Source organism: Candidatus Methylomirabilota bacterium (assembly GCA_036005065.1).
Taxonomy (GTDB): domain Bacteria; phylum Methylomirabilota; class Methylomirabilia; order Rokubacteriales; family DASRDR01; genus DASYQW01.
On sequence record DASYQW010000268.1, the window covers coordinates 1 to 23766 of the forward strand.

Below are 23766 nucleotides of genomic sequence, written 5' to 3' on the forward strand. Positions count from 1 at the left end.
GTCGACCTTGTAGAGGTCCACGTACGGCCGGATGTAGTCGAGCACCTCGGCGGTGGCGTTGCCGTTCGAGACGTACGAGCAGACCAGGCCGGCCGACTTGGCCGCCCGGAAGATGTGGACCGCCCATTCGCTGGTGATCAGCGGCTCGTTGTAGGTACTGGTCAGGACCCTGGCCCCGGAGCGCTGGGCGAGGGCCACGACCTGCTCCGGTGTCACGTCCTGGGGCGGCACTCCCATCGCCGGATCGCGCAGGGCCTGCGAGGTGAGGGCGTTCTGACAGTTCTTCACGGCGCAGAAGCCGGCCACGTACGAGTGCTCGCCCTCGACTTCCAGGTTGTAGACGTCCCCTTCGAAGGGCTCGGCCGTGACTGACACGATCGGAATCAGGAAATGGCTCCCGATCGCAATGCCCTGGGTTGCTTCATAGACCCAGCGCCCGCGACGAACCTTGCTGCGGACGTGTCGGACGTAGGATGGATCTTTGCCGAGACGAGCCCCGATCACGCGAGAGGATTCTCCGTGCTCCGAGGCCTCCATGATGGACCCGACCTCGGCGAGAGTCAGCGACCGTGGAGTCGAGAACGTCGCGGTGACGTTGCGCAGAACGTCGGCTACATCCAGCGTGATCCGATTTCCGAAACCCACTGCCTTCGGCACCAGCACGAAGTGATTCGGTGTCAGCTCCTGTGCCGGGACCTCCGCCACCCCCTGCCCCGAGGGGTCGGTAGTCGCCAGCCAGCGGTGGTCCGGCGTGCAGCGGATCGCCGGCAGGTACATCGCCTTGATGACGGACATGGGCCCGCGATACGAGTGCCGGAACACCTTCGAGGCCGACGCGAGGTTGCCGGTGGCCGTGACGACCCTAAGTTCCTGCGGGAAGCGAACCACGCCGCCCATGATCGGCGTCGGGTCATGTGCCGCATCAAAGATCGCCTTGATGGATACGACTCCACTCGGAGTCAGCACTGGAGTGTCGCCCGAGAAACAATACGCGCAGTGCAGATCACATCCGAGCATGCCGAAGGACAGGGCCTTCGATCCCGGGTAGGCGTGGAAGAACGGCTTCTTCTCGATGGGATCGAGCTGGAGCCCGGCGACGTAGCCCCAGGGGACGAGGAGGCGGCCCCCGGTGTTGTAGCGGACCTTGCAGATCCCGCGCTGCCCGGGCGGGATCACGCAGCGGTGGCCACACGCGTAGCAGCGGAGCCGTCCGTCGGCAAGCGGCTCCCAGAGCTCCCCTTCCCGGGTCCGGGAGTCGATCAGCTGGGCGAGGCTCGGCGCTTCACCAGGCACGGCACACCCTTCGCTTCCCCAGGGTACGCCCCCGGGCAGGGCCCGGCAAGAACGCGGACGCGGCGGGGCGGCGGGCTCAGGCCCGGCCAGGGACCACGGCGGCGATGGCGCTCCGCACGATGTCGAGGACCCGGTCGACCTCTGCCTCGCTGATCACCAGCGGAGGGGCCAGGAAGATCTGCTCGGCCACGGTCCCGCCGGTCACCGGCAGCGACCGGGTGCGGGTCGCGAGTCCCCGTTTTTCCATCTCACGGCGCACGCGGAACCCGACCTTGTCGTCGGCCGGGAACCCGGCCTTGGTTCCGCGGTCGGAGACGAGCTCCACGGCGGCCAGGAGTCCCTTCCCGCCCCGGACGTCGCCGATCGCGGCCAGCTCCTTCTGGAGCCCGAGCAGCCCCTGGTGGAGCCGCGTGCCCATCTTGGCCGCCCGCTCCCACAGCCGCTCACGCTCCATGATCTCGAGGTTGGCGATGCCGACGGCGCAGCAGGTGGGATGCCCCGAGTAGGTGTAGGCGTGCATCCAGCGGCTGTCGAGGGGGACCGAGTTGATGGCATCCTGGATCTCCTGGGACACCATGATTCCACCGAGCGGCTGGTAGCCGGAGGTCACCGCCTTGGCAAAGGACATGATGTCGGGCTCGACCCCCCAGTGGGTCAGCGCGAACCAGTGCCCGGTGCGGCAGAAGCCGGTGATCACCTCGTCGGAGATGAACAGGACCCGATGCCGCGTGCAGATCTCGCGGATCCGCGGAAAGTAGTCGTCGGGGGGCACGATCACGCCGCCGCCGCCGATGACGGGCTCGGCGATGAAGGCGGCCACGGTGTCCGGACCCTCGCGGAGAATCGCCTCCTCGAGCTCGCGGGCCGCCGCCTGCCCCACCGTCTCCCCCGGCTTCGCCCCCTGGAAGCGATAAGCGTAGGGCGGCTGGATGTGCAAGAAGCCGGGCACCCGCGGCTCGAACATCTTCCAGTAGGGCGCCATGCCCGTCGCGCTCATCGCCTGGAGGGTGACTCCGTGATAGGCATTCTGCCGGGCGATGACCTTGACCTTGTCGGGCTTCCCTTTCGCCTTCCAGTAAAAGCGCGCCGTCTTGAACGCGGACTCGTTGGCTTCCGCCCCGCCGCAGGTGAAGAAGACCGCGGAGAGATTCCGGTAGGCGAGCCCGACCAGCTTCGTGGCCAGCATGACGGCCGGCACGTTCGAGTTGCCCACGTAGTTCGAGAAGTAGGCCAGGCTCTTCATCTGCTCGAAGGCGGCCCGAGCCAGCTCCTCGCGCCCGTGCCCCACGCTCACGTTCCACAGCCCCGAGAGCCCGTCGATGTACTCGTGGCCCTGGATGTCGCGGATGATCGCGCCCCGGCCCTCGACGATGACCATCGGCTCGGCGGCCTCGGAGGCATGATGCAGCGGATGGATGAGATGGGATTGATCGTTCTTGACGAGCTCCGCCGCGTTCACGGTGGCCATGAAATCCTCCTTTGGAGGCAAGGTCAGCGCGAGAGTTGTTTGCGCGCGGTCACGTGGGCACGCCAGTCGCCGGAGGCGATGCGCGGCCCGCGCCCGGTCGGTCCGTTGTACACGTAGACCCAGGCCTCGCGAGTCGACCCGTCCCCGATCAGGACGGCCACCCGCCGCCGGACGAACAGGCTTTGCGCCTCGTCGGCCGGGTCGTACCCCTCGGCCCGGTCCAGCGCGAGCAGCCGATCGGCGGAATCGGGGATGCGGTAGAGCTGCCCGGATACCCAGCCCGCGCCCTCCAGAACCACCCCCGGATACTCGCCGAAATCATAGAGCGAACCTCGGATGCGGCCGCGTCCTTCGAGGACGGCCCCCGCCCCGAGGAGGGGCCGCCGTGCAAGGCCGGACATCAGCGTGCCGTAGGCGAAGAGCCGATCAAACGCCACCTGGCCCGATCCTTCTGCCGGTCATGGGATCGCAGCCCAGTGCCGACGTGTGGTCCTGGTGCGCTCAGCGGCGCCGGGGCGGCTCGGGCGTCGCGCAGGCCTGGCCGGGCTCCGACCCGGAGCTCACCGCGGGGCCCCGTTGCCATCTCCGGCCGCCCGGAGCACCTGCTCGACGAACTGGGCCTCCGGCAGGGCTCCTTCGAACGACACGCGCTCGTTCACCACGGTCTTGGGAACAGCCATCACGCTGTAACGCTGGGCCAGGTCGGGGAACTCGGTCGCTTCCACGCAGTCGCCGCGGATCAGCTCCGACGCCACTGCCAGATGGTGTGCCAGGCGCACGGCCCGGGGACAGTGGGGTCAGGTGGGGGTGGTGAAGACCTGGATGTGGACGGGCTTCTGGAGGCCACGCAGCCGCTCGATGGTCTCGGGGCTGAGCCGGGGCTCACCGGACGCCGCCACCAGCATGCCGTCGATCAGGTTCGTGAACTCGTAGCCCAGGGGAATCCCGAAGAAGCGGATCCCGTAGTCCCGGGCTCCCTCGACGACGACGGCCGGTACCCGGTCGACTCCGTAGGCAGCCGCCTTCTCGCGGTCGATGTGGAGGTTGTAAATCTCCACCGCCACCTTGTCCGAGCACTCGGCGACTTCACGGGCGAGCCGCTCCGTCTCGAGGCAGTACTCGGAGCCGAGCTCCTGGCTGAACACCACGAGCTTGACGGGACCGGCGAGCTTCTGAAGCTCCTCGGTGACCCCGGCTCGGTCCTTCTCGGTCAGGATCGCCATCGTGCCTCCTGTCGGGACGCCTCAGCGCTCCATTATACCGGAGATGCCGCTGCCCGGCGCGGGCGCGGTGCCGTCACGCACCTCGTACATGGCCCACGTCATCGCGTTCCGGGCCTGCGGGCGGTTGAACGTCAGGAAGGCGACGGCGCCGCGACGCTCGTAGAGGAGCTCGTCGGTGGCGGGACCGAACTCCGCGCTCATCCCAGCCGGGCGAGCGCCTTGCCCACCTGATCGAGCGCCCGCTGGATCGCCTCCCGCGACGCCGCGTACGACAGCCGGAGGTAGCCCTCGCCGAACTCGCCGAAGGCCGTGCCCCAGAGGACGGCGACTCCGCCCTCGTCGAGGAGGTAGGTGGCGATCTCCTTGGACGAGCGGCCGAGCTGCTTCACGTTCGGGAACACATAGAAGGCGCCCCGCGGCCGGGCGCAGGAGACACCCGGGAGCCGGTTGAGCCCGTCCACGATGAGATCGCGGCGGTGGCGGAACTCCTCAACCATGGTCTGGACCGGCGTGTCGTCCCCCTGGAGGGCCGCCAGGCCGGCCTGCTGGATGAAGGTCGCCGTGCAGGAGGCGGAGTTCGTCATCAGCCGCGTGATGTGCTCGGCCAGCGGCACCGGCATGACGCCGTACCCGAGCCGCCAGCCCGTCATCGCGTACGACTTCGAGAAGCCGTCCAGGATGATCGTCTGCTCCTTCATCCCGGGCAGGCTGGCGATGGAGGCGAACTGGCCTTCGTAGAGGAATCGACGGTAGATCTCGTCCGAGAAGACGGGGACGCGATAGTGCCGGGCGATCTCGGCGATCCGGCCGATCTCCTCGGGCGCCAGCACACCGCCGGTCGGGTTCTGCGGCGAGTTGATGATGAGGAGCCGGGTCTTCCGCGAGACCCGCCGCTCGAGCTCCCCGAGGTCCAAGCCGAACCCGGTCTCCTCCACGAGCGGGATGGGCACCGGCACGCCGCCGACGAAGTTGATGACGGACTCGTAGATCGGGAAGCCGGGGTTCGGGTAGACGACCTCGTCGCCGCGGTTCACCAGCGCCAGGATCGCGAAGAACATGATCGGCTTCGCCCCCGGGGTCACGACGACCTCGTCGGCCGACACCGGGATGCCGCGCGTCTCGCCGATGTGCTTGGCGATGGCCTCGCGGAGCTCGGGCAGCCCCGCCGACGGGCCGTAGTGGGTCGCGCCGGCGTCGAGCGCGCGCTTGGCCGCTTCCTTGATGTGGGCCGGGGTGTCGAAGTCCGGCTCGCCGATCTCGAGGTGCACCACCGCCTTCCCCTGCCGCTCCAGGGCCCGGGCCCGGGCCAGCACCTCGAAGGCGGACTCCGTCCCCAGCCGTCCCATCCGCTCCGCTGCCTGCATCATGCTCGTCTCCGTCAAAAGACGCCGAACTTCTCGTAGGCCTGGAGCGGCGCCATGCCCTTTCGGACGGCGTCGCGCACCTGGTTCTCCGCGTCCAGCAACGCTTCGCACTCCAGCAGCACCTCGAGCACGAGCTTCCTGGGGACCACCGCGACCCCGTCGAAGTCGCCCACCACCATGTCGCCGGGCGTGACCCGCACGTCCCCGATCGTGACCGGACGTCCCCACTCCACCGCCCGCCAGCGGGGCAGCGAATCCTGCGGCGTCCGGTAGCGACAGAAGAGCGGGAACTTCTCCCGCAGGATGTAGGCGGCGTCCCGCGTGGCGCCGTCCACGACCACCCCGCGAACGCCCCGCGTCTTCATGGCCACCGCGGAGAGCTCGCCGAAGTGGGCGGCCACGTCATCGTTGGCCTGGATCACGAGGACGGCCTCGCGGGGCACGGCGCCGAGCAGCTTCAGAAACGCCCGGATGGGGCCATCGGTCTCGGTGTTCCGGCTCTGCTTGCCGCTGGCCGGGAACGCCACGCCCGCCAGCCGGGTGTCGGCCGCCAGCGGGACGATGTCGTGGGGCAGCGTCTGGTTGTAGTACCCGCGCTTGTCGAGGACATCCGTGATCGCCGCCGTGTAGATGCGGCCGTAGCGGGCGCAAAGGTCCGCCGTGGAGACGGTCGGGTTCCGCGGGCCGGGCTTCGCGCGACGGCGGGACGTGGCCATCACTCCTCCTCGGTGGCCGGGCAATCCGGCGGACCGGCCGCGGAACGGTACGGGTCCGGGCGGCAGCATCGGAGCGGCGCGGGCGTCATCTTACCGCGCGCCCGCCGTCCCGCTCAAGGGCCGTCCTGGCGGCTCGGGCGACCGGCCCCGGAGCCGATCAGCCCTTCACGGAGCCGGCGGTGAGCCCGACCACGTAGTAGTCGAGGAAGAACACGTACATCACGACCACCGGGAGGGCCCCGGTGATTGCGCCGGCCATGATGCCGCCCCAGTGGAAGACGTCGCCCCGGATCATCTCGCCGGCCACCCCGACCGTCACGGTCTTGGTCACGCTCGCCGAGGTGAAGGTCAGCGCGTAGAGGAACTCGTTCCACGCCAGGGTGAACGCGAAGAGCATCGCGCAGACGATGCCGGGAATCGCCACCGGGATCATGATGCGAAAGAGCACGCCCAGTCGCCCGCAGCCGTCCACCAGGGCGCACTCCTCGATCTCCCGCGGCACGACCTTGAAGTAGCCGAGGAGGAGCCAGGTGCAGAACGGGATGAGAAACGTGGGATAGGTGAGGACCAGGGCCCACAGGCTGTCGATGAGACCGAGCCAGTGCACGATCTGGGTCAGGGGGAGGAAGAGGAGGGTCGGCGGGACCAGATACGTGATGAACACCCCGATCCCGAAGGACCGGCGGCCCGGAAACCGAAGGCGGGCGAGGCTGTAGGCGGCCAGGATGCTGATGAGGACCGACATCGTCATGGTCACGAACGACACGATCAGGCTGTTGGCGAGCCAGCGCCAGAAATTCGTCTTGAGGAAGAGGTGGCGGAAGTGGCCGAGCGAGACGCCGTCGCGGAGCCAGAAGGGGACCGCCTGGAGGTCGTAGAGCTCCCGATCGCTCTTGAACGCGGTCAGGAGCATGAAGTAGATCGGGAACAGGATGAAGAGCAGGAAGGGGGCCAGCCCGACGTGGTCGGCCACGAAGTGCCGCAACGCCCCGCCCCGCCTCACGCTAGCCACGGGGACTCCGCCTTGGCCCCGGGCCGCCACAGGGCCCGCCACCAGCAGGACCCGCGGCGGGCGGCGGCGCGCTGCTACGCATAGCGGGTCTCGTCGCGGTGCAAGAAGTGCAGCTGCAGCGCCACGATCACCACCAGCGCCGGGAACATGAAGAGCGAGACCGCCGCCCCCTTCCCGAGCTGCAAGCTCTCGAAGGCCAGGGCGTGGGAGAGCGTGGCGAAGAGGTGCGTGCTCTCTTGAGGCCCGCCCCGCGTCAGCACGTACACGATGTTGAAGTCGGCGAAGGTGAAGATCGTCGAGAACAGGATCACGACGGCGAGGATCGGCTTCAGCAGCGGATAGGTGACATACCAGAACCGTCCCCAGCGGCCCGCCCCGTCGACCTCGGCCGCCTCGTAGAACTCGGTCGGGATCCCGGTGAGACCGGCCAGCACCGTCACCGCGAAGAACGGCAGACCGCGCCAGACGTTGACCACGATGACCGCCGCCATGGCCAGGACGGGCGAGCCGAGCCAGTTCACCTCGAGTGGCCGGAGCCCGGCCGGCCCGAGCAGGACGTGGTTCACCGTCCAGGTGATCACGCTGTAGAGCGAGTCGTACATCCAGAGCCACCCGAGCGTGGAGAGCGCGGTCGGGATCACGAACGGCAGGAGCACCAGGCCACGGATCAATCGCTTGAGCCGCAGCTTCCGGTGGAGGATGAGGGCGAGCGACACGCCGAGGACCGTCTTCACGACGACGGCGATCGACGTGAAGACGACCGAATTCTGGACGGTCTGCAGGAACGTCCCGTCGGCCAGGAGCGCCCGGAAGTTCGCCAGGCCGACGAACGTCCCCGTGCCCTGGCCGACCACCGTGTTGCTCACGCTGTAGTAGAGCGCCATGAAGAAGGGATACGCGACGAGCAGGGTGATCCAGCACAGGGCCGGCAGGACCAGAGCGATGCCGGTGAAAGCCTCGGCGCGGCGGCTCGAGCGGAGCATGAGCGGGAGGACGCCGGCCCGGCCACCCCCGGAGGGGCGGCCGCGGGCCGGCGCCGCGCGGCTCAGAGGGTTTCCTTGAAGATCCTCTGCATCTCCCCTTCCATCCAGCCCATCGCGTCCTTGATCGAGGTGCCCCCGACGACCCGGGCGATCATGTTGGGCAGGAGGTACTTCGAGTCCATGGCGGCGATGTACTGGGTCGGCTGGCCCGGCCAGCCCTGCGGTCGCGTGTAGGGCCCTTCCTTCGGCAAGAGCGTGAGCTTCGGGTCCTTCTTCCAGACCTCGTGGCCCTCGAACTTCTTGAAGGGACTCATGCAGAAGCCCTTGGCCGCCGCGATCCACGAGGCGTACTTGTCCTCCTGGTAGAAGAAGCGGAGGAAATCCTTCGCCAGGTCGACGTTCTTCGAGAATTTCCAGATCCCGAGGCCGTGGTTGAACGTCGCCGCGTAGCGTCCGGCCGGTCCGCTGAGCCCTTCGTGGTGATCGACCTCGTCCGCGATGGGAAGCTTGTTGTCCTTGGCGGAGAGGTAAATGCTGACCGGGTTGTGGACCCACGAGCCCTTACCCGAGAGAATCAGGCGGTTGTTGCCGGCGTCGTCCCAGGACAGGACCTCCGAGGTCATCGTGTCGGTGTACAGCCGCTTGGCGAACTCGAGGAACTCCGCCGTCTTCGGCGAGTTGATGGCGATGGTCTTGCTGTCCGCCTCGACTTCCTTGGCCCCGTAGCACCACATGATGTGGCGCCAGGTGAGGATGGCGTCGGTGCAGTTGCTGATGGCGATCCCCACCGGCGCCCCGCGCTTCTTCAGCTCGGTGCCCGCCCGGTGAAGCTCCTCGAAGGTCTTGGGGAGGGCGAGATTCGCGGCCTTCCAGTGCTTGACGTTGTACGTCCCCACGACCGAGAGCCAGTACCACGGCGCCACCTTCCAGTGGCCGTCGATGTGGAACGTGGCCCGCGGCCCCGGATACACCTCGTACCGCCGGCCCACGTCGTCCAGGACGTCGTCGATGTTGGCCAGGTTGTTCCGGTGCAGGTAGCCGAAGGCCTCCCACAGATCGATGAGATCGTGGCCGGCCTGCACGGTGGCCTCGGCCGCCAGCTTGACCGGGACGTCGGTGACCTTGATGGTGTCGTAGCGGACGTCGCAGCCGGCCTGCTTGCCGAACTCCTGCATGAGCTCGCTGAACCGCTCGTCGCCCGAGGGGACGAAGAGGCTCAGCGACAGGCCCGTGAGGGTGCGCCGCTGGGCAACGGCCGGGGGCGTGCGCTCGGCCAGCCAGCCCATCGACGCGGCGCCCACGGCCGCGCCCGTCGACCCGAGGAAGCGGCGTCGCGTCAGGCCCGGGCCGGGACCCCGGAGCCCCCCCGTTCGTGTCGTGGTGTCCATGGCAACCTCCCGTGTCGTGGTTCTGTGAGGAGCCTCGATGGGGACAGGGACCGGCCTGTCCGGAGCCTACTATAGGGCTTCGGGCCCGCGCAATGGGGGAGCGGCCGGGGGGCGCAGCCGGCCGGGCTCGTTCCCGGTCGGGCGCGGTATAATTCCGGCGTCCGCACTCCACCTCAACCTGCTCGGAAAGGGAGTCCATCCATGCTCAAGGTCCTCGTCAGTCCATGCCTGGCGGTTGCCCTGACCGTCACCGGCGCGGCCGCCGCCTTGGCCGTCGAGCCGCTCCCGGCCCTCAAGCTCCTGATCCCCGCCAATCCCGGCGGCGGCTGGGACCAGACCGGCCGCGCCCTGGAGCAGGTGCTGCGCGCCGAGAAGCTCGTGACCGGAGCCATCCGGCTCACGAACCGCGGCGGAGCCGGCGGCACCATCGGGCTCGCCGAGTTCGCCAGGGCCAAGGGCGAGGGCGGGTCCCTCATGGTCATGGGCCTCGTCATGGTCGGCGCCATCCTCACCAACAAGTCTCCGGTGACCCTGGAGGCGGTCACTCCGATCGCCCGCCTCACCTCCGAGTACCTCGTCATCGCCGTGCCGGTCTCGTCCAAGATCCAGAACCTGAAGGACTTCACCGAGGCTCTCAAGAAGGACCCGGGCGCCACCTCCATCGTCGGCGGCTCGCGCGGCGGCGTCGATCACATCCTGGCCGCTCTGGTCGCCGACACCGTCGGCGTCCCCGGCGCCAAGGTCAACTACGTCGCCTACGCGGGCGGAGGCGAGGCCGTAGCCGCCCTCCTCGGCGCCCAGGCGACGGCCGGCATCAGCGGCTACGGCGAGTTCCAGCCGCACATCGAGTCGGGCAAGTTGAGGGCCATCGGGCTCAGCGCGCCCTCACGCATCACGGGGATCAACGCCCCGACGCTCAAGGAGCAGGGGGTCAACGTCGAGCTCGGGAACTGGCGGGGCGTCGTCGCACCGGGCGGGATCGGCGCGGCCGACCGCAAGGCCCTGCTCGATGTCATCGACGCGATGGCGAAGTCTCCCTCCTGGAAGGCCGAGCTGAAAAAGCACAACTGGGAGGACGCGTACCTGGCCGGGGACGCCTTCGCCAAGTTCGTCAAGGCCTCGGAGGAGCAGACCGCCAAGGTGCTGAAGGACGTCGGGCTCGTCAAGTAGGCGCCGTGAAGCCCGAGAGCCGTCCCCTCGCGGTCGGCGCCGGCGTCACCGCCCTCGGCCTCTTCTTCCTCGTGGGAGCCCAGACGATCGCCGGCGAGACTCCGTACGCCGGTGTGGGCCCCCGGGCCTTCCCGACCCTGATCGGGGCCGCGCTGACCGTTCTCGGCGTGGCCTTCCTGATCGCGGTCCGGCGCGGCATGACGTTCCCGGAGGCCGGCGGCCCGGTGGAGCGGGGCACGATGCCCTGGATCCTCGGCGGGCTCGCCGCGGCCACCCTGGCCATGGCGCCCCTCGGCTTCCCGGTCGCCGCCCTGTTCCTCTTCGTCCTGACCGCCCGCGGCTTCGGCTCCCGGCGCTGGGGGTGGAACGTGGTGCTCGGCGCCGTGCTGGGGGTCGTCGTCTACTACGTGTTCTCGCGCGCCCTCGGCGTGTCGCTCCCCGGGGGTCTCTTCGAGCGCTGGTAGGCCGGCCATGGACACCCTGCTCGCGCTGGGGCACGGCTTCGCGGTCGCCGTCCAGCCACTCAACCTGCTCTTCGCCTTCATCGGCGCCGTGCTGGGCACGGCCGTCGGCGTCCTGCCGGGGATCGGCCCGGCGCTGACCGTGGCGCTCCTCCTGCCGGTCACCTACAACCTGGCGCCGACCGCCAGCTTCATCATGTTCTGCGGGGTGTACTACGGGGCGATGTACGGTGGGTCCACCACCTCGATCCTCATCCGGACGCCGGGGGAGTCGGCCTCGATCATCACCTCGCTCGAGGGCTATCAGATGGCGCGCCGGGGCCGCGGGTCGGCCGCCCTGGCCACCGCCGCGGTCGGCTCCTTCGTGGCCGGCACGCTGGCCACGCTCGGGCTCACCTTCCTGGCGCCACCGATGGTCTCGGTCGCCCTCGCCTTCGGCCCCGCTGAGTATTTCGCCCTCATGCTGCTCGCCTTCACCACCGTCTCGGCCGTGCTCGGCGAGTCGCGGCTCCGGGGCGCGATCAGCCTCTTCTTCGGCCTCGGCCTCGGCCTGATCGGCATCGACACCCAGACCGGGCAGGCTCGGTTCACCCTCGCCCAGCCGGCGCTCCTCGACGGGATCGGCGTGGTGATCGTCGTGGTGGGGCTCTTCGCCGTGGGGGAGACGCTGTACGCGGCGGTCCACGAGCGGGAGGGCGAGATCGTCCCCCTGGCCGGCTCCATCTGGATGACGAGCGAGGAGTGGCGGCGGTCCTGGAAGCCGTGGCTGCGCGGCACGCTCTTCGGCTTCCCGATCGGAGCGCTGCCGGCCGGCGGCGCCGAGATCCCGACCTTCCTGTCCTACCTCGCGGAAAAGCGCCTCACGAAGCATCCCGAGGAGTTCGGCCGGGGGGCCATCGAAGGCGTGGCGGGGCCGGAGGCCGCGAACAACGCCGCCGCGGCCGGCGTCCTGGTGCCGCTCCTGACCCTCGGCCTGCCCACTTCGGCCACGGCGGCCATCCTGCTGGCCGCCTTCCAGGGATACGGGCTCCAGCCCGGGCCGCTCCTCTTCGAGCAGCGGCCCGACCTCGTCTGGGGGCTCATCGCGAGCCTCTACATCGGCAACACCATGCTGCTGATCCTGAACCTTCCGCTGGCGCCCATCTGGGTGCGCCTCCTCATGATCCCGCGGCCCTACCTCTACGCGGGCATCCTCATCTTCGCCTTTCTCGGCGCCTACGCGGCGAACAACTCGGTCGCGGACCTGGTGATCCTGATCATCGTCGGGCTCATCGGGTACGTCATGCGCCTCTACGACTTCCCGGTCGCGCCGGTGCTGGTGGGAATGATCCTCGGTCCACTCTCGGAGCAGCAGCTCCGGCGGGCCCTCGCCTTGAGCCAGGGCGATCCCTCGGTCTTCCTGACCCGCCCCATCGCGGCGACCCTGGTCGGCATCACCCTGGCCGTGCTGATCCTGCCTCCGCTGCTCCGGCGCGTCTGGGGCCGTCCCGATTGAGTTTTTTCGGCCCGCATAGTAGGCTCAGCAGCGTGCCGGCGCGACGGAGTGGGATCGCGTCCCGGCTGTCTCGATCGAGCGAGGAACCCAGATCACGCCACCCGTCCGGGATGCCATGACCACCGCGACTGCCGACGCGATCGCCGTCAAGGGGGTCTCCAAGCACTACCCGACCCGCGACGGGCGCGTGGCGGCGCTCGACCGCATCTCCTTCGACGTCGCGGAAGGCGAGTTCATCGCCGTCGTCGGGCCCTCGGGGTGCGGCAAGTCCACGCTCCTCAAGATCCTGGCCGGCATCCTGCCCCCGTCGACCGGCGAGGCGCGGCTCCGCGGCACGCCGATCGCCGGTCCGCGGCGGGACATCGGGGTGGTCTTCCAGTCCCCCGTGCTCTTCCCCTGGCGGAGCGTGCTGGACAACGTGCTCCTGCCGGTAGACGTCCAGGGGCTCGGGCGCGCGCGTCATACGCAGCCCGCGCTCGAGCTCCTCGGGCTCGTGGGGCTCGAGGGCTTCGAGCACCGTTACCCGTGGGAGCTGTCGGGAGGCATGCAGCAGCGGGTCGCGCTGACCCGCGCGCTCGTCCACGACCCCGCCATGCTGCTCATGGACGAGCCATTCGGCGCGCTCGACGCCATGACCCGCGAGCACATGAACCTGGAGCTCCAGCGCATCTGGCTGGAGCGGCAGAAGACCGTGCTCTTCATCACGCACTCGATCCCGGAAGCCGTGTTCCTGGCTGACCGGGTGCTCGTGATGAGCCCGCGGCCGGGCCGCATCCTCGAAAAGCTGCCGGTGGAGATCCCCCGACCTCGCTCGCTGGACGTCATGAGCACGCCCGGCTTCGGCGACGCCGTCCGCCACCTCCGCGCCCAGTTCCGGGCCAAGGGCGGATTCGACGCATGAGCCGCACCCGGAACCTCCTGCTGACGGCGGTGTTCTTCGCCACCTCGGTTCTCGCCTGGGAAGCGACCGTGCGGCTGCTGGAGATCCCGCCCTTCGTCCTGCCGCCGCCATCCAAGGTGGTGGTCGCGCTGTGGCGGGGCATCTCGAGTGGTCTCTACCTCCGGCATCTCTACTACACGCTCCTGGAGACGCTCCTCGGCTTCCTGCTCGGCTCCCTGCTCGGCTTTTCTCTGGGCACGGCCGTCGCCATGAACCGCTACGTGGAATACTTCCTCTATCCGTACATCGTGATGTTCCAGTCGCTGCCCAAGGTCGCCCTGGCGCCCCTCATCGTGATCTGGTTCGGGCTCGGCCTCACCTCCAAGGTGGTGAACGCGGCGCTGGTCGCCTTCTTCCCGCTGCTGGTGAACACGATGGTGGGCCTGCGGTCGGCCGATGAAGATCGGGTGAGCCTCATGCGCTCGCTGGCGGCCAGCGAGCGTCAGATCTTCTGGATGCTTCGCCTGCCCAATGCCCTCCCGTTCGTCATGGCCGGCCTCGACGTGGCGATGATCTTCGCCCTCATCGGCGCCATCGTCGGCGAGTTCGTCGGCGCCACGTCCGGGCTCGGCATGCTGATCCAGAGCATGAACTTCACCATGGACGTCTCGGGCCAGTTCTCCGTCCTGCTCGTCCTGTCGCTGGTGGGCCTCGCCCTCAACCGCGGCATCCTCCTCATCCGGCGCCGGGTCCTGTTCTGGGATCCCTCGGAGAAGGAGCGGGCCGCGCGCCGGCCGAGCGAGGAGCCGGAGACCGCGCCAACCCTGGCCGGCGACGCTCGTGTCAAGAAGGAGGTCAGCGCATGGTAGGGTGCCGGATATCCCGGGCCGGCGGATGGCTCACCCGGCTGATCGCACTCGGGCTGGCCGCGAGCCTGCTGGCGCTGCCGGCCGGCGCGCAGGTCGCCCGCCTCCGCGTGGGCTGGTGCGCCCGGACCGTCACGGCGGCCGCGACGCCGTTCGCCATCGCGACCAAGCTGGGCTGGTTCAAGCAGGAGGGGATCGAGGTCGAGCTGATCCCGCTCCCCGGCTCCACCGACTGTGTCAAGAACGTGGCCACCAAGGAAGTCGACTTCGCGCTGCCGAGCGTGGAGCCCCTGGCCATCGGCCGCCCCCAGGGGATCAAGGCCAAGATCTTCTACACCGCGTACCAGGGCAACATCTACGGCATCGCCGTGCCCGCCGACAGCCCCATCCAGAAGCTCGCCGACCTCAAGGGGAAGAACGTCGGCGTCATCTCCATGTCTTCCGGCGGCGTCATCGTGGCCCGGGCGCTGGCGGCGACGGCCGGCCTCGACCCCGACAAGGACATCACCATCGTGGTGGCCGGGGAAGGCGCGCAGACGGCGGCCCTCGTGCGGAACAAGCAGGTGGACGCGCTGAGCCAGTTCGACACTCAGTACGCCATCGTCGAGAACGCCGGGGTCAAGCTCCGCTTGCTGGACACCCGCGAGATCGACCGCTACCCCTCGAATGGCTTCCTGGCCACCGAGGAGACGCTCAAGAGCCGGCACCGGGAGGCGGTCGGGCTGGCCCGAGGCTATGCCAAGGGCACCGTCTTCGCCATCACCAATCCGGAGGCGGCCGTCCGCATCCTGTACGAGGTCTTCCCGGCGACGAAGCCGACCGGCAAGGATGAGGCGACGGCGATCCGGGACGACACCAGGGTCCTGCAGGCGCGGGCGCAGAACTGGAAGCTCGAGAAGGCGGGCGCGCGGAAATGGGGCGAGAACTCCGAGCGGAATTACGCGGCCTACGTCGACTTCATGACGAAATGGGGCATCATCAAGCAGCCCGTCGACGCGAAGGACCTGGTGACCAACGAGCTGATCGACGAGATCAACCGCTTCGACGCCGAGAAGGTCGCCGCGGAGGCGCGCGCCTACAAGCCGGCCCGCTGACCGGCCGTGACTCAGTCGCGGGCCCGGCCTGGCGGCCATGACCGGAGGCACCATGACACAGGATCCTGTCCGGATCCGCGACGTCGTCGTCGAGCGCGGCGCCAAGCGCCACAGCTTCCTGAAGGTGGGCGAGACGGGCGCCGGCCCGATCGAGATGCCGGTGGTCGTCGTCCATGGCCGCCGGCCCGGGCCGACGCTCTGCCTCACCGGGGGCGTCCACGCGACCGAGTACCCCGGCCAGACGGCGGTCCGCGAGATGGCGCGGCAGCTCGACCCGGCGACGCTGGCCGGGACGGTCATCGCGATCCCGGTCGTCAACATGCCGATGTTCGCCGCGCGGTCGGCGTTTGTCTCGCCGATCGACGGCCTGAACCTCAATCGCGTGGCTCCCGGTCGGCCCGATGGCACCATCACCGAGCTGATCGCCCACACGCTCTTCAGCGAGATCCTGAGCCTCGCCACCCATCACATCGACTGCCACGGAGGCGACCTCACCGAGATTCTCTGGCCCTACGCGGCGTACCGCATGACGGGCAAGCCCGAGCTCGACGAGACCGGCGAGGCGATGGCGCGCTGCTACAGCCCCCGGATCGTCGCGCTGTTCCGGGAGGGGACGGCGCTGGTCCCGGCCGGGACCGTGACGACGGAGGCGGCCAGGCGGGGTGTCGCCTCGATCCTGGGAGAGTGCGGCAGCGCCGGGGGCCTCGACCCGGCCGACGTCAGCACGCACGTCCACGGCATCACGAACGTCATGCGCTTTCTCCGGATGCTGCCGGGCGAGCCGGTGGTGCCGGCCGGCCAGGTCCTCGGCGCGTCGCAGTTCGTCGTCCAGGCCCGGCGCGGCGGCCTGCTGCGCCTCTCCGTCGGGATCGGCGAGACGGTCAGCGAGGGCCAGGAGCTGGGCGAGGTCTGGGATGCCTTCGGCGACGTCGTCGAGACGCTCCGGGCCCCGGCCCGCGGACTGGTTCGCATCATCTGGACCCACAAGGTGGTCACCTCGGGGGACGCCGTGCTGAAGTGCTGGGTCACGGAGCCGGCGCCGCCCTTCGCCCCGACGGATCGATTCGTGCGCTGAGGGAGGCGTCGCGATGGACATCCAGTCTCAGAAGCTCAGCGAGTTCTTCAACATCGGGCGGGACAAGGGCTGGGACGTCGACCGGCAACGGTGGACCGTGCACACGCTGATCGACCCCGAAGGGCGGGTGCTCACGCTGGGAGACGTCCTCGACGGGATTCCCCTCGACCTCCGCCTGGCGAAGTCCGGCAACCGCTACGGCTACCCGCCCCTCCGCCAGCGGATCATCGACTCCCAGCACTACGAGGTCGAGATCGAGCACGTCCTGGTGACCTCCGGCACCCAGCACGCGAACTTTCTCGCCTTCATGGCGGCCCTCGACGCCGGCGACGAGGCCATCATCGAGTCGCCGTCGTGGGAACAGCCGAGGGTGCTGTGCCAGGCGTTCCGGATCCAGGCCCGGATCCTCCGCCGCCGGCCCGAGCTCGACTGGAAGTTCGACCTCGACGAGCTGGCGGCGATGGTCTCGCCGCGCGTGAAGCTCATCTACCTCTGCCACCCGAGCAACCCCACCGGGGCCGTGCTCGACGAGCGCGAGCTCCGGGCCGTCTGCGACATCGCGGCCCGGTCCGGGGCGTATGTGGTCTCCGACGAGATCTACCGAGGCCTGGAGTGGGACGGGGGGCTGTCCCCGTCGGTCGTCAACTGCTACGAGCGTGGCGTCACGACCAGCAGCGTGTCGAAGACGCTGGGAATGAGCGGGCTGCGCCTGGGATGGCTGGCCACCCGCGACCGGGCGTTCCTCGAGCGGTGCCTGAGCCTCAAGTACTACATCAGCCTGCACCAGCAGAGCCGGCTGGACGAGGTCGTGGCCCTGGCCGCGCTCGAGCCGACGAAGTACTGGGCGCTCGTCAAAGAGACGATGGCCGCGGCGCGGGTCAACTACGACCTGGTGGCCGACTGGATGATGCGGAACGGCGTCTTCCGCTGGGTCCCGCCCCGCGGCGGGTTCCTCTCGTTCCCGTCCTACGACCTCGACATCCCGTCGTGGGACCTGTGCGTGCGACTCCTCGACCCGCCGTACCGGACCTACCTCATCCCCGGGAGCTGCTACGGGCACGAGCGCCACGTCCGGCTCGGGCTCGGGCCGGGGACGTCCGCCGAGACCATCCGGGCCGGCCTCGCCGAGATCGATCGCTTCGTCGCGGATTACCGGGCCGGCCGCCTGACGCTCTAGTCTCTTCGGAGGGGGCCTCCGCGGCCCCCTCCGAGACCTCCCCCCGGACAGGTTGCGCCGGCAAAGCCGGCGCTCGGAGCGGGAACAGCAACCGTCGGCGGTCTGGCGTTCGCGTAGCGCCTGTTAACCCGACAGGCTCCCAGACTACGTGCAGGCCCACACGATCCGCAACAAGCAGGAGCTCGAGGCGACGGACCCCCAGGCCCACGAGCAGTTCACGCGCCGCCTGCGCGAGGCAGCGGCCGACCCGGCGAAGGCGCGCGACTATCTCCTCCGCGCCTCGATGATCGCGAGCCTCCGCCGGGCGGAGGAGCTCGGGTGAGCGCCGCGGACGCTCGTGCGCGCCAGGAGGCTGCCGGAGTAATCGCGCGCCAACTCCTGGCCCAGCCGCCGCGGGTCGGTGTTCCGCTCCGAGCGCGGGCTTGCCCGCGCAACCCCCCGGGGGGAAGGGTCTGGGAGGGGGCCGTCGAGGCCCCCTCCCATGATCTACGCCTTGCGCAGCCGCGGGTCCAGGTAGTCCCGCAGGCTGTCCCCGACCACGTTGAAGGCGATCGTGAGGCTGAGGATGGCCAGGCCGGGGAACGTGCCGATCCACCACTGGTCGAAGTAGTTGCGTCCGGCGGCGATCATCGAGCCCCACTCCGGCACCTCGGGCGGAGGCCCCAGCCCGAGGAAGCTCAGCGCGGCGAAGGTCAGGATCGCGTGGCCGACGTCCAGCGTGGCGATCACGATGACGGACGAGATCACGTTGGGGACGATGTACCGCACCAGCACGCGGCCGTCCGACCCGCCGAGCGCGTACGCCCCCTGGACGTACTCGCGCTCGCGCACCGCCAGCACGAGGCCGCGCACCAGGCGGGCGTAAGTGGGCCACCAGGCGATCATGATCGCGATCACCGCGTTCCGGATCCCGGCGCCGAGAGCCGCCGTGATCACGAGGGCCAGGATGACCGTCGGAAACGCGAGCATCAGGTCGGTCACCCGCATCACGACCTCGTCGACCAGCCGGCCGACGAACCCGGCGACGCCGCCCACCGCGCCGCCGAGGACCGCCGCCAGCACCACCGCGACGATCCCGACCGGGATCGAGATGCGCGCGCCGTAGAGAATGCGGCTCCAGACGTCGCGCCCCAGGGCGTCGGTGCCGAGCCAGTGGGCCGTGGACGGCGGGCCCAGACGGTTCGCGATGTCCTGGCGGAGCGGCTCGTAGGGGGCGACCGCGGGGGCGGCCGCCGCCAGCGCGAGCCAGCCGCCCACGACCGCCAGGGCCACCAGGCTCAGCGGGGACCGCCGGAAAGGGCCGGGAAGGGAGCGGCGGAGCCCGGCCCTCTCCCGAGCGTCGAGGCGTGGCGGACTCTCGACCGCGACGTCCATTCCTAAGCTCCGACCTGGATCCGCGGGTCGATGAAGGCGTAGGCGACGTCGACCAGCAGGTTGGCGGCGACGTAGACGGTCGCGATCACCATCCCGACCCCCATGATCGCCGGGAAGTCGAGCGAGGTCGCGCTCCGGAAGGCGTAGAGGCCGAGGCCGGGCCAGGCGAAGACGCTCTCGATGATCACGGCGCCCGAGAGGAGCCGGCCGAAGCTCAGCCCGATCACGGTGACGACCGGAATGAGAGCGTTGCGCGCCGCATGCCGGAGCGTCACCGCCCGCTCGTCGAGACCCTTGGCCCGCGCCGTCCGCACGTAGTCCTCGCCCAGGACGTCGAGCGTGCTTCCCCGCATGAGCCGCGCCAGTACGCCGAGGTTGTAGGTCGAGAGGACGACCGCCGGCAACACGAGGTGGTGCAGCGTGTCCAGCGCCGCGTCCGGGCGCCCCGCCAGCAGGGCGTCGAGCACCAGGAACCCGGTGACCGCCGGCGGGGTCGAGAGGGTCGCGCTGAGCCGCCCGGGCGCCGGCGCCCAGCCGAGCCGCGCGTAGAAGACCAGCAGCGCGACGAGCCCCAGCCAGAAGACGGGCATCGACACGCCGACCAGCGAGGCGACCCGCGTGAGCTGGTCGAGGAGGCTGTCGCGCCGGACCGCCGAGAGGACCCCCAGCGGGATCCCCACCAGGACGCTGAGCGTCATCGCCGCGATGGCCAGCTCGATCGTCGCCGGGAACCGCTGCTGGAGGTCGAGCAGGACCGGCTGACGCGTGGAGATCGAGAGCCCCAGATTGCCGTGGAGCAGGTTCCACAGGTAGATGCCGTACTGCTCCGGCAGCGGCCGGTCGAGACCCCACTCGTGCCGGAACGCGGCGACGATCTGGGGGTCGGCCGCGGCCTGCTCCCCGAGGTTGGCCGTGACCGGGTCGGCGGGGACGGCATTCGAGAGGACGAAGCTCAGGAGGGTGATGCCGAGGAGCATCGGCCCGAGCAGCAGCAGGCGGCGGGCGACGAAGAGCTGGAGGCCGCTCAGGATCGCTCCCCCGCGGCGAGGGCGGCGCCGGCCGGACCCCCGGCGGCGCCGCCGGGGGCGGTCATTCCGGGATCACTTGCCGATCGTCCAGAAGTCGACCCCCCACACGCTGTTGAAGGTCACGCCCTGCACGTTGGACCGGAAGGCGTAAGGAACGGCCGGCTGGAAGAGGGGCGCGTAGGGGCCGATCTGGGCCAGCCGCTCCTCGAACTTCCGGTAGAGGCCGGCGCTCCTGGCCGGATCCCCCTGGGTCTCGGCCTCCGTCGCGACCTGGGCCAGCTCGCGGGCCTCGGGGCTCGCCTCCGGGAGCCACCCGGCGCGCTTCCCGACCGTCCGCCCGGGCGCGTAGACGAGGAAGTTCTGGCCATCCGGGTAGTCGGCGGCCCAGCTCCAGACGCCGAGCTGGTTCTTCCCGTCGCGGTAGAGCTGCAGCGCGGTCGTCCGGGGCAGCCCGTTCAGCGTGATGCCGATCCCCACCGCGGCGAGATCGGCCTGGATCTTCTGGGCCAGGAGGCTCATCTGGACGCCCCAGATGGTCGAGTCGCTCGCGTAGGTGATGACGCCCTTCACCTCCCCGAGATTGGCGTCCTTCAGCAGCGCCTTCGCCTTCTCGCGGTCGGTCCGGATCGCCTGCCGAGGATCGAGCGATCCGGGGAAGCTGGTCGGGATCACCCCGGCCAGCCGCACGGCGCCCGGCCCCGCGATCGCCAGGATTCCCTCGTAGTCGAGGGCGTAGCGGACGGCCTGCTGGACCTTCGGGTTCGCGAACGGTCCGCCGATCTGCGGGTTCGCGTTCAAGAGGATGTAGAAGGTCGTGGCGGCCGGGCTGGTCTTCGTCATGACGCCAGCCGCGCTCCGCAGCGCCTTCATCTGGTCCTGATCCAGCCCGGTCGCGATGTCGAGGTCGCCCCGCTCGAGCTGGAGCTTCTGGCTGGCCGGCTCGGTGATGTTCCGGACCACGATCCGGTCCAGCTTGGGCGCGCCGCGCCAGTGGGCGGGGTTCCTGACCAGCACCACCTCGTGCTCGGGGACATACCGCTCGAGGACATACGCGCCGGTCCCCGCCGACTGCCCGTTGAGGAAGCTCTCCGCCTTGTCCCGGTCCTTGGCGTCGGCGCTCGCGTCGCCGCCCTTCTGCGTGACGAGCTTGCTGTCGAGCGCGGCCAGGCTCGAGCTGGCGAGGATCGGAAGGAGAGCCGGGTTCGGCGCCTTGAGCTTCAGCACCACCGTGTAGGGATCGGGGGCGAGGATCTCGTCGACCGAGTTGAGAAAGAACGCGGGGTTGTTCTTGAGGTTCTTCACCCGGTCCAGCGACCACTTCACGTCGGCCGACGTCAACGGGTTTCCGCTCGAGAACTTCACGTTCCGCCGCAGCCGGAAGGTATAGGTCTTGCCGTCGTCGGCGACCTTCCAGTCGGTCGCCAGCGAGGGCTTGGGGTCACGGAGGTCCTCGCCGTCGAAGGTGACCAGCGAGTCGTAGACGGAGTGATTGATCATGTTGCTGGTCGTCTCGATCGTGCGGCCGGGATCGAGGCTCTTGATGATGAAGCTCGAGCCGACCACGAGTGTCTTCTCGGCGGCCGGCGCGCTGGTGGCCAGCGCCGCGAAAGCCAGGGCGAGGCCGAGGCGTGCGAGAACGATGGACGTGCGCATTGGCTCCCCCTTCGTCGGCCGGTCTGGCCCATCCGTCACCCTGATCACCGTCCCTTGAAGACCGGGGGACGCTTCTCGGCGAAGGCCCGCACCCCCTCGGCGAAATCCTCGGTGTGGCCGCTCCGGGCGATCGACTGGCTCTCCAGCTCCATCTGGGTCTCGAGGCTCTCCGTCGTCGAGGCATGGAAGAGGCCCTTGCCGCGCCCGAGAGCCAGCGTCGGACCCTGCGCGAGCTCGCCGGCCAGACGCCGCACGGCGTCGGGCAGCTCGGCATCCGGCACCGCGCGCGTGACGAGCCCCCACTCCATCGCCTCCTTCGCGGTCAGGACGCGGTTCGTGTAGAAGAGCTCGGTGGCCCGCCGGATCCCGACCAGGCGCGGGAGCCAGTACGAGCACGAGCCGTCGGGCGTGGCGGCGATGCGGGAATAGGCCATGGTGAAGCGGGCGGACTCGGCGGCCAGCACCAGGTCGCCCGCGATGGCCAGCGAGAAGCCGCCGCCGGCCGCCACCCCGTTGACGGCCGTGATCACGGGCTTGGGCGTCCGCACCAGGCGCGACACCGCGCCGTGGACGTAGGTCGTCAGCTCCTTGATGAGGATCCCGATCCGGGGCAGGCTCTCGGCGAAGTCCCGCACGTCGCCCCCGCCACAGAAGGCCTTGCCGGCGCCGGTCAGGACGACGCAGCGCACCGCCGGGTCCTCGTCCACCTCGAGCACGGCCGAGAAGAGCTCTCGGCCGAGCGTCAGGTTCATGGCGTTGAAGGCGTCGGGACGGTTGAGCGTGATCGTCGCGATCCCGGCCGCCACCTCGAGCTTGATGGCCTCGTAACCCATGGGCGTCTCCTTGGGGGACGGAGAGGAACTCGCTGCGGACCCGGCAGACCCGGGGCCGGAGCGCCTCCATTCTGCCACGCGCCGGGGCGACGAGGCCAGTCGCTCCCTGCTAGAATGGATTCGTGCGTCGGGGCGTCGGCTGGCTGACCGCGATCGCGCTCCTGGCCGCCGTGCTGGTGGTGGCCGGGGTCGTTTCGGTGCGGATCGACTTCCATCCGCCCGGCGGAGCGCGGGCCGCCGACTTCTGGACCGCCGCCAAGGGCGACGCGTCGCTGCCGCCGGCCTTCGCGCTCTGGGTCGATCTGGCCAAGGCCGCCCGCCCCGCGGTCGTCAACGTGAGCACGACCCAGGGCCGGGCCAGCGATCCCATGCAGGAGTTCCTCCGGCGCTTCTTCGAGGGCGTGCCGCCCCCGACCCCCCGCTCGAGCCTCGGCTCCGGGTTCATCATCTCGCCCGACGGCTACGTCGTCACCAACAACCACGTGGTGGCCGGCGGCGGAGAGATCGTCGTGAAGCTCGACCGCGGGACCGAGCATCCGGCCAAGATCGTCGGCGCCGATCCCGCGACCGACGTCGCCCTCCTCAAGATCGACGCCAAGGACCTGCCCGTCCTGCCGCTCGGGGACTCCGACCACCTCCAGGTCGCCGAGCCCGTGATGGCGATCGGGAACCCGTTCGGGCTCGACCAGACGGTGACGACGGGGATCGTGAGCGCCAAGGAGCGGTTCATCGGCGCCGGTCCCTACGACGACTTCATCCAGACGGACGCCTCGGTGAACCCCGGGAACTCGGGCGGCCCCCTGATCGACAGCCGCGGCGCCGTGGTCGGCATCAACACCGCGATCTTCTCCCAGACCGGCGGCTCGGTCGGCATCGGGTTCGCCATCCCGATCAACCTGGCCAAGACGGTCCTCCCCCAGCTCCGCGAGCGCGGCACCGTCGTCCGCGGCTGGCTCGGGGTGGCCGTCCGCCCGGTCAGCGTCGCCATGGCCGAGTCGCTCGGCCTCCAGGAGGCCCGGGGCGCCGCCGTCGAGAGCGTGAGCCCGGGCTCGCCGGCCGAGCGGGCCGGCATCCAGAAGGGCGACATCATCCTGGCCCTCGGCGACCAGCCGGTGACCGGGCCCCCCGACCTCTCGCGCCGCGTCGCCGGCATCCCGCCCGGCACCAAGGTCGAGGTCACGCTGCTCCGCGACCGCGCGCGCAAGGCCGTCCC

The 23766-nt window shown here is 69.9% G+C and carries 24 protein-coding genes and 1 pseudogene; 10 read left to right on the plus strand and 15 right to left on the minus strand.

Annotation, left to right across the window (positions count from 1 at the left end):
• The 11 genes and pseudogenes from VGW35_18560 to VGW35_18610 form a co-directional block, all read right to left on the minus strand.
• Positions 1-1293: hypothetical protein (locus VGW35_18560; protein ID HEV8309670.1), on the minus strand; the 1293-nt coding region annotated here is incomplete at its 3' end.
• A 76-nt stretch (positions 1294-1369) separates the two neighbouring features.
• Positions 1370-2761, minus strand: a complete 1392-nt coding sequence (locus VGW35_18565) for an aspartate aminotransferase family protein (protein HEV8309671.1) — start codon at positions 2759-2761, stop codon at positions 1370-1372.
• Positions 2762-2784: 23 nt separating this feature from the next.
• The gene (locus VGW35_18570) at positions 2785-3198 is read right to left on the minus strand and encodes a gamma-glutamylcyclotransferase family protein (GenBank protein ID HEV8309672.1); all 414 of its coding nucleotides are present in this window, start codon (positions 3196-3198) and stop codon (positions 2785-2787) included.
• 123 nt (positions 3199-3321) lie between these two features.
• Positions 3322-3546: pseudogene (locus tag VGW35_18575) on the minus strand (thioredoxin family protein).
• Positions 3547-3558: 12 nt separating this feature from the next.
• Positions 3559-3984 carry a hypothetical protein gene (locus tag VGW35_18580; protein HEV8309673.1) on the minus strand — a complete coding sequence of 142 codons (426 nt, stop codon included), beginning with the start codon at positions 3982-3984 and terminating at the stop codon, positions 3559-3561.
• A 21-nt stretch (positions 3985-4005) separates the two neighbouring features.
• Entirely contained in the window at positions 4006-4185 is a 180-nt protein-coding gene (locus VGW35_18585; protein ID HEV8309674.1) for a hypothetical protein, read from the minus strand.
• The gene (locus tag VGW35_18590) at positions 4182-5351 is read right to left on the minus strand and encodes a pyridoxal phosphate-dependent aminotransferase (GenBank protein ID HEV8309675.1); all 1170 of its coding nucleotides are present in this window, start codon (positions 5349-5351) and stop codon (positions 4182-4184) included. Before VGW35_18590 ends, VGW35_18585 begins: the two co-directional genes overlap by 4 nt.
• 11 nt (positions 5352-5362) lie before the next feature.
• A complete protein-coding gene (locus VGW35_18595) occupies positions 5363-6064 on the minus strand; it encodes an RraA family protein (GenBank protein HEV8309676.1) in 702 nt (233 codons plus the stop codon).
• Positions 6065-6221: 157 nt separating this feature from the next.
• Positions 6222-7076: a carbohydrate ABC transporter permease gene (locus VGW35_18600; protein HEV8309677.1), complete on the minus strand. Its 855-nt coding sequence runs from the start codon at positions 7074-7076 to the stop codon at positions 6222-6224.
• 74 nt (positions 7077-7150) lie between these two features.
• Entirely contained in the window at positions 7151-8059 is a 909-nt protein-coding gene (locus tag VGW35_18605) for a sugar ABC transporter permease (GenBank protein ID HEV8309678.1), read from the minus strand.
• Positions 8060-8121: 62 nt separating this feature from the next.
• On the minus strand, positions 8122-9447 hold the full coding sequence (locus tag VGW35_18610; protein HEV8309679.1) for an extracellular solute-binding protein: 1326 nt from the start codon (positions 9445-9447) through the stop codon (positions 8122-8124).
• Positions 9448-9648: 201 nt separating this feature from the next.
• On the opposite strand from VGW35_18610, the gene VGW35_18615 reads away from it, so the two are divergent.
• The 9 genes from VGW35_18615 (at position 9649) to VGW35_18655 (ending at position 17987) form a co-directional block, all read left to right on the plus strand.
• Complete coding sequence (locus tag VGW35_18615) at positions 9649-10617, plus strand: tripartite tricarboxylate transporter substrate-binding protein (GenBank protein HEV8309680.1); 969 nt, start codon at positions 9649-9651, stop codon at positions 10615-10617.
• Positions 10618-10622: 5 nt separating this feature from the next.
• Positions 10623-11081, plus strand: coding sequence for a tripartite tricarboxylate transporter TctB family protein (locus VGW35_18620; GenBank protein ID HEV8309681.1), 459 nt, complete (start codon positions 10623-10625; stop codon positions 11079-11081).
• A gap of 7 nt (positions 11082-11088) precedes the next feature.
• Positions 11089-12573, plus strand: a complete 1485-nt coding sequence (locus VGW35_18625; GenBank protein HEV8309682.1) for a tripartite tricarboxylate transporter permease — start codon at positions 11089-11091, stop codon at positions 12571-12573.
• Positions 12574-12688: 115 nt separating this feature from the next.
• A complete protein-coding gene (locus VGW35_18630; protein ID HEV8309683.1) occupies positions 12689-13474 on the plus strand; it encodes an ABC transporter ATP-binding protein in 786 nt (261 codons plus the stop codon).
• Positions 13471-14322 carry an ABC transporter permease gene (locus VGW35_18635; protein HEV8309684.1) on the plus strand — a complete coding sequence of 284 codons (852 nt, stop codon included), beginning with the start codon at positions 13471-13473 and terminating at the stop codon, positions 14320-14322. Before VGW35_18630 ends, VGW35_18635 begins: the two co-directional genes overlap by 4 nt.
• Entirely contained in the window at positions 14316-15413 is a 1098-nt protein-coding gene (locus VGW35_18640) for an ABC transporter substrate-binding protein (GenBank protein HEV8309685.1), read from the plus strand. Before VGW35_18635 ends, VGW35_18640 begins: the two co-directional genes overlap by 7 nt.
• A gap of 52 nt (positions 15414-15465) precedes the next feature.
• Positions 15466-16488, plus strand: coding sequence for a succinylglutamate desuccinylase/aspartoacylase family protein (locus VGW35_18645; GenBank protein ID HEV8309686.1), 1023 nt, complete (start codon positions 15466-15468; stop codon positions 16486-16488).
• A gap of 13 nt (positions 16489-16501) precedes the next feature.
• On the plus strand, positions 16502-17665 hold the full coding sequence (locus VGW35_18650) for a pyridoxal phosphate-dependent aminotransferase (protein HEV8309687.1): 1164 nt from the start codon (positions 16502-16504) through the stop codon (positions 17663-17665).
• A gap of 148 nt (positions 17666-17813) precedes the next feature.
• Complete coding sequence (locus tag VGW35_18655) at positions 17814-17987, plus strand: hypothetical protein (protein HEV8309688.1); 174 nt, start codon at positions 17814-17816, stop codon at positions 17985-17987.
• Positions 17988-18151: 164 nt separating this feature from the next.
• Here the strand turns inward: VGW35_18655 and VGW35_18660 are convergent, their stop codons facing one another.
• The 4 genes from VGW35_18660 to VGW35_18675 form a co-directional block, all read right to left on the minus strand.
• Complete coding sequence (locus VGW35_18660) at positions 18152-19039, minus strand: ABC transporter permease (GenBank protein HEV8309689.1); 888 nt, start codon at positions 19037-19039, stop codon at positions 18152-18154.
• A gap of 2 nt (positions 19040-19041) precedes the next feature.
• Positions 19042-20070 carry an ABC transporter permease gene (locus tag VGW35_18665; protein ID HEV8309690.1) on the minus strand — a complete coding sequence of 343 codons (1029 nt, stop codon included), beginning with the start codon at positions 20068-20070 and terminating at the stop codon, positions 19042-19044.
• A 69-nt stretch (positions 20071-20139) separates the two neighbouring features.
• Positions 20140-21720 (minus strand): ABC transporter substrate-binding protein, encoded by a 1581-nt coding sequence (locus VGW35_18670; protein ID HEV8309691.1) that lies wholly within the window; start codon positions 21718-21720, stop codon positions 20140-20142.
• Positions 21721-21764: 44 nt separating this feature from the next.
• Positions 21765-22553: an enoyl-CoA hydratase-related protein gene (locus VGW35_18675; protein ID HEV8309692.1), complete on the minus strand. Its 789-nt coding sequence runs from the start codon at positions 22551-22553 to the stop codon at positions 21765-21767.
• Positions 22554-22675: 122 nt separating this feature from the next.
• Between VGW35_18675 and VGW35_18680 the strand changes: the two genes are divergently transcribed.
• Positions 22676-23766, plus strand: a 1091-nt coding sequence (locus VGW35_18680; GenBank protein ID HEV8309693.1) for a trypsin-like peptidase domain-containing protein, incomplete at its 3' end; no start/stop codon positions are given.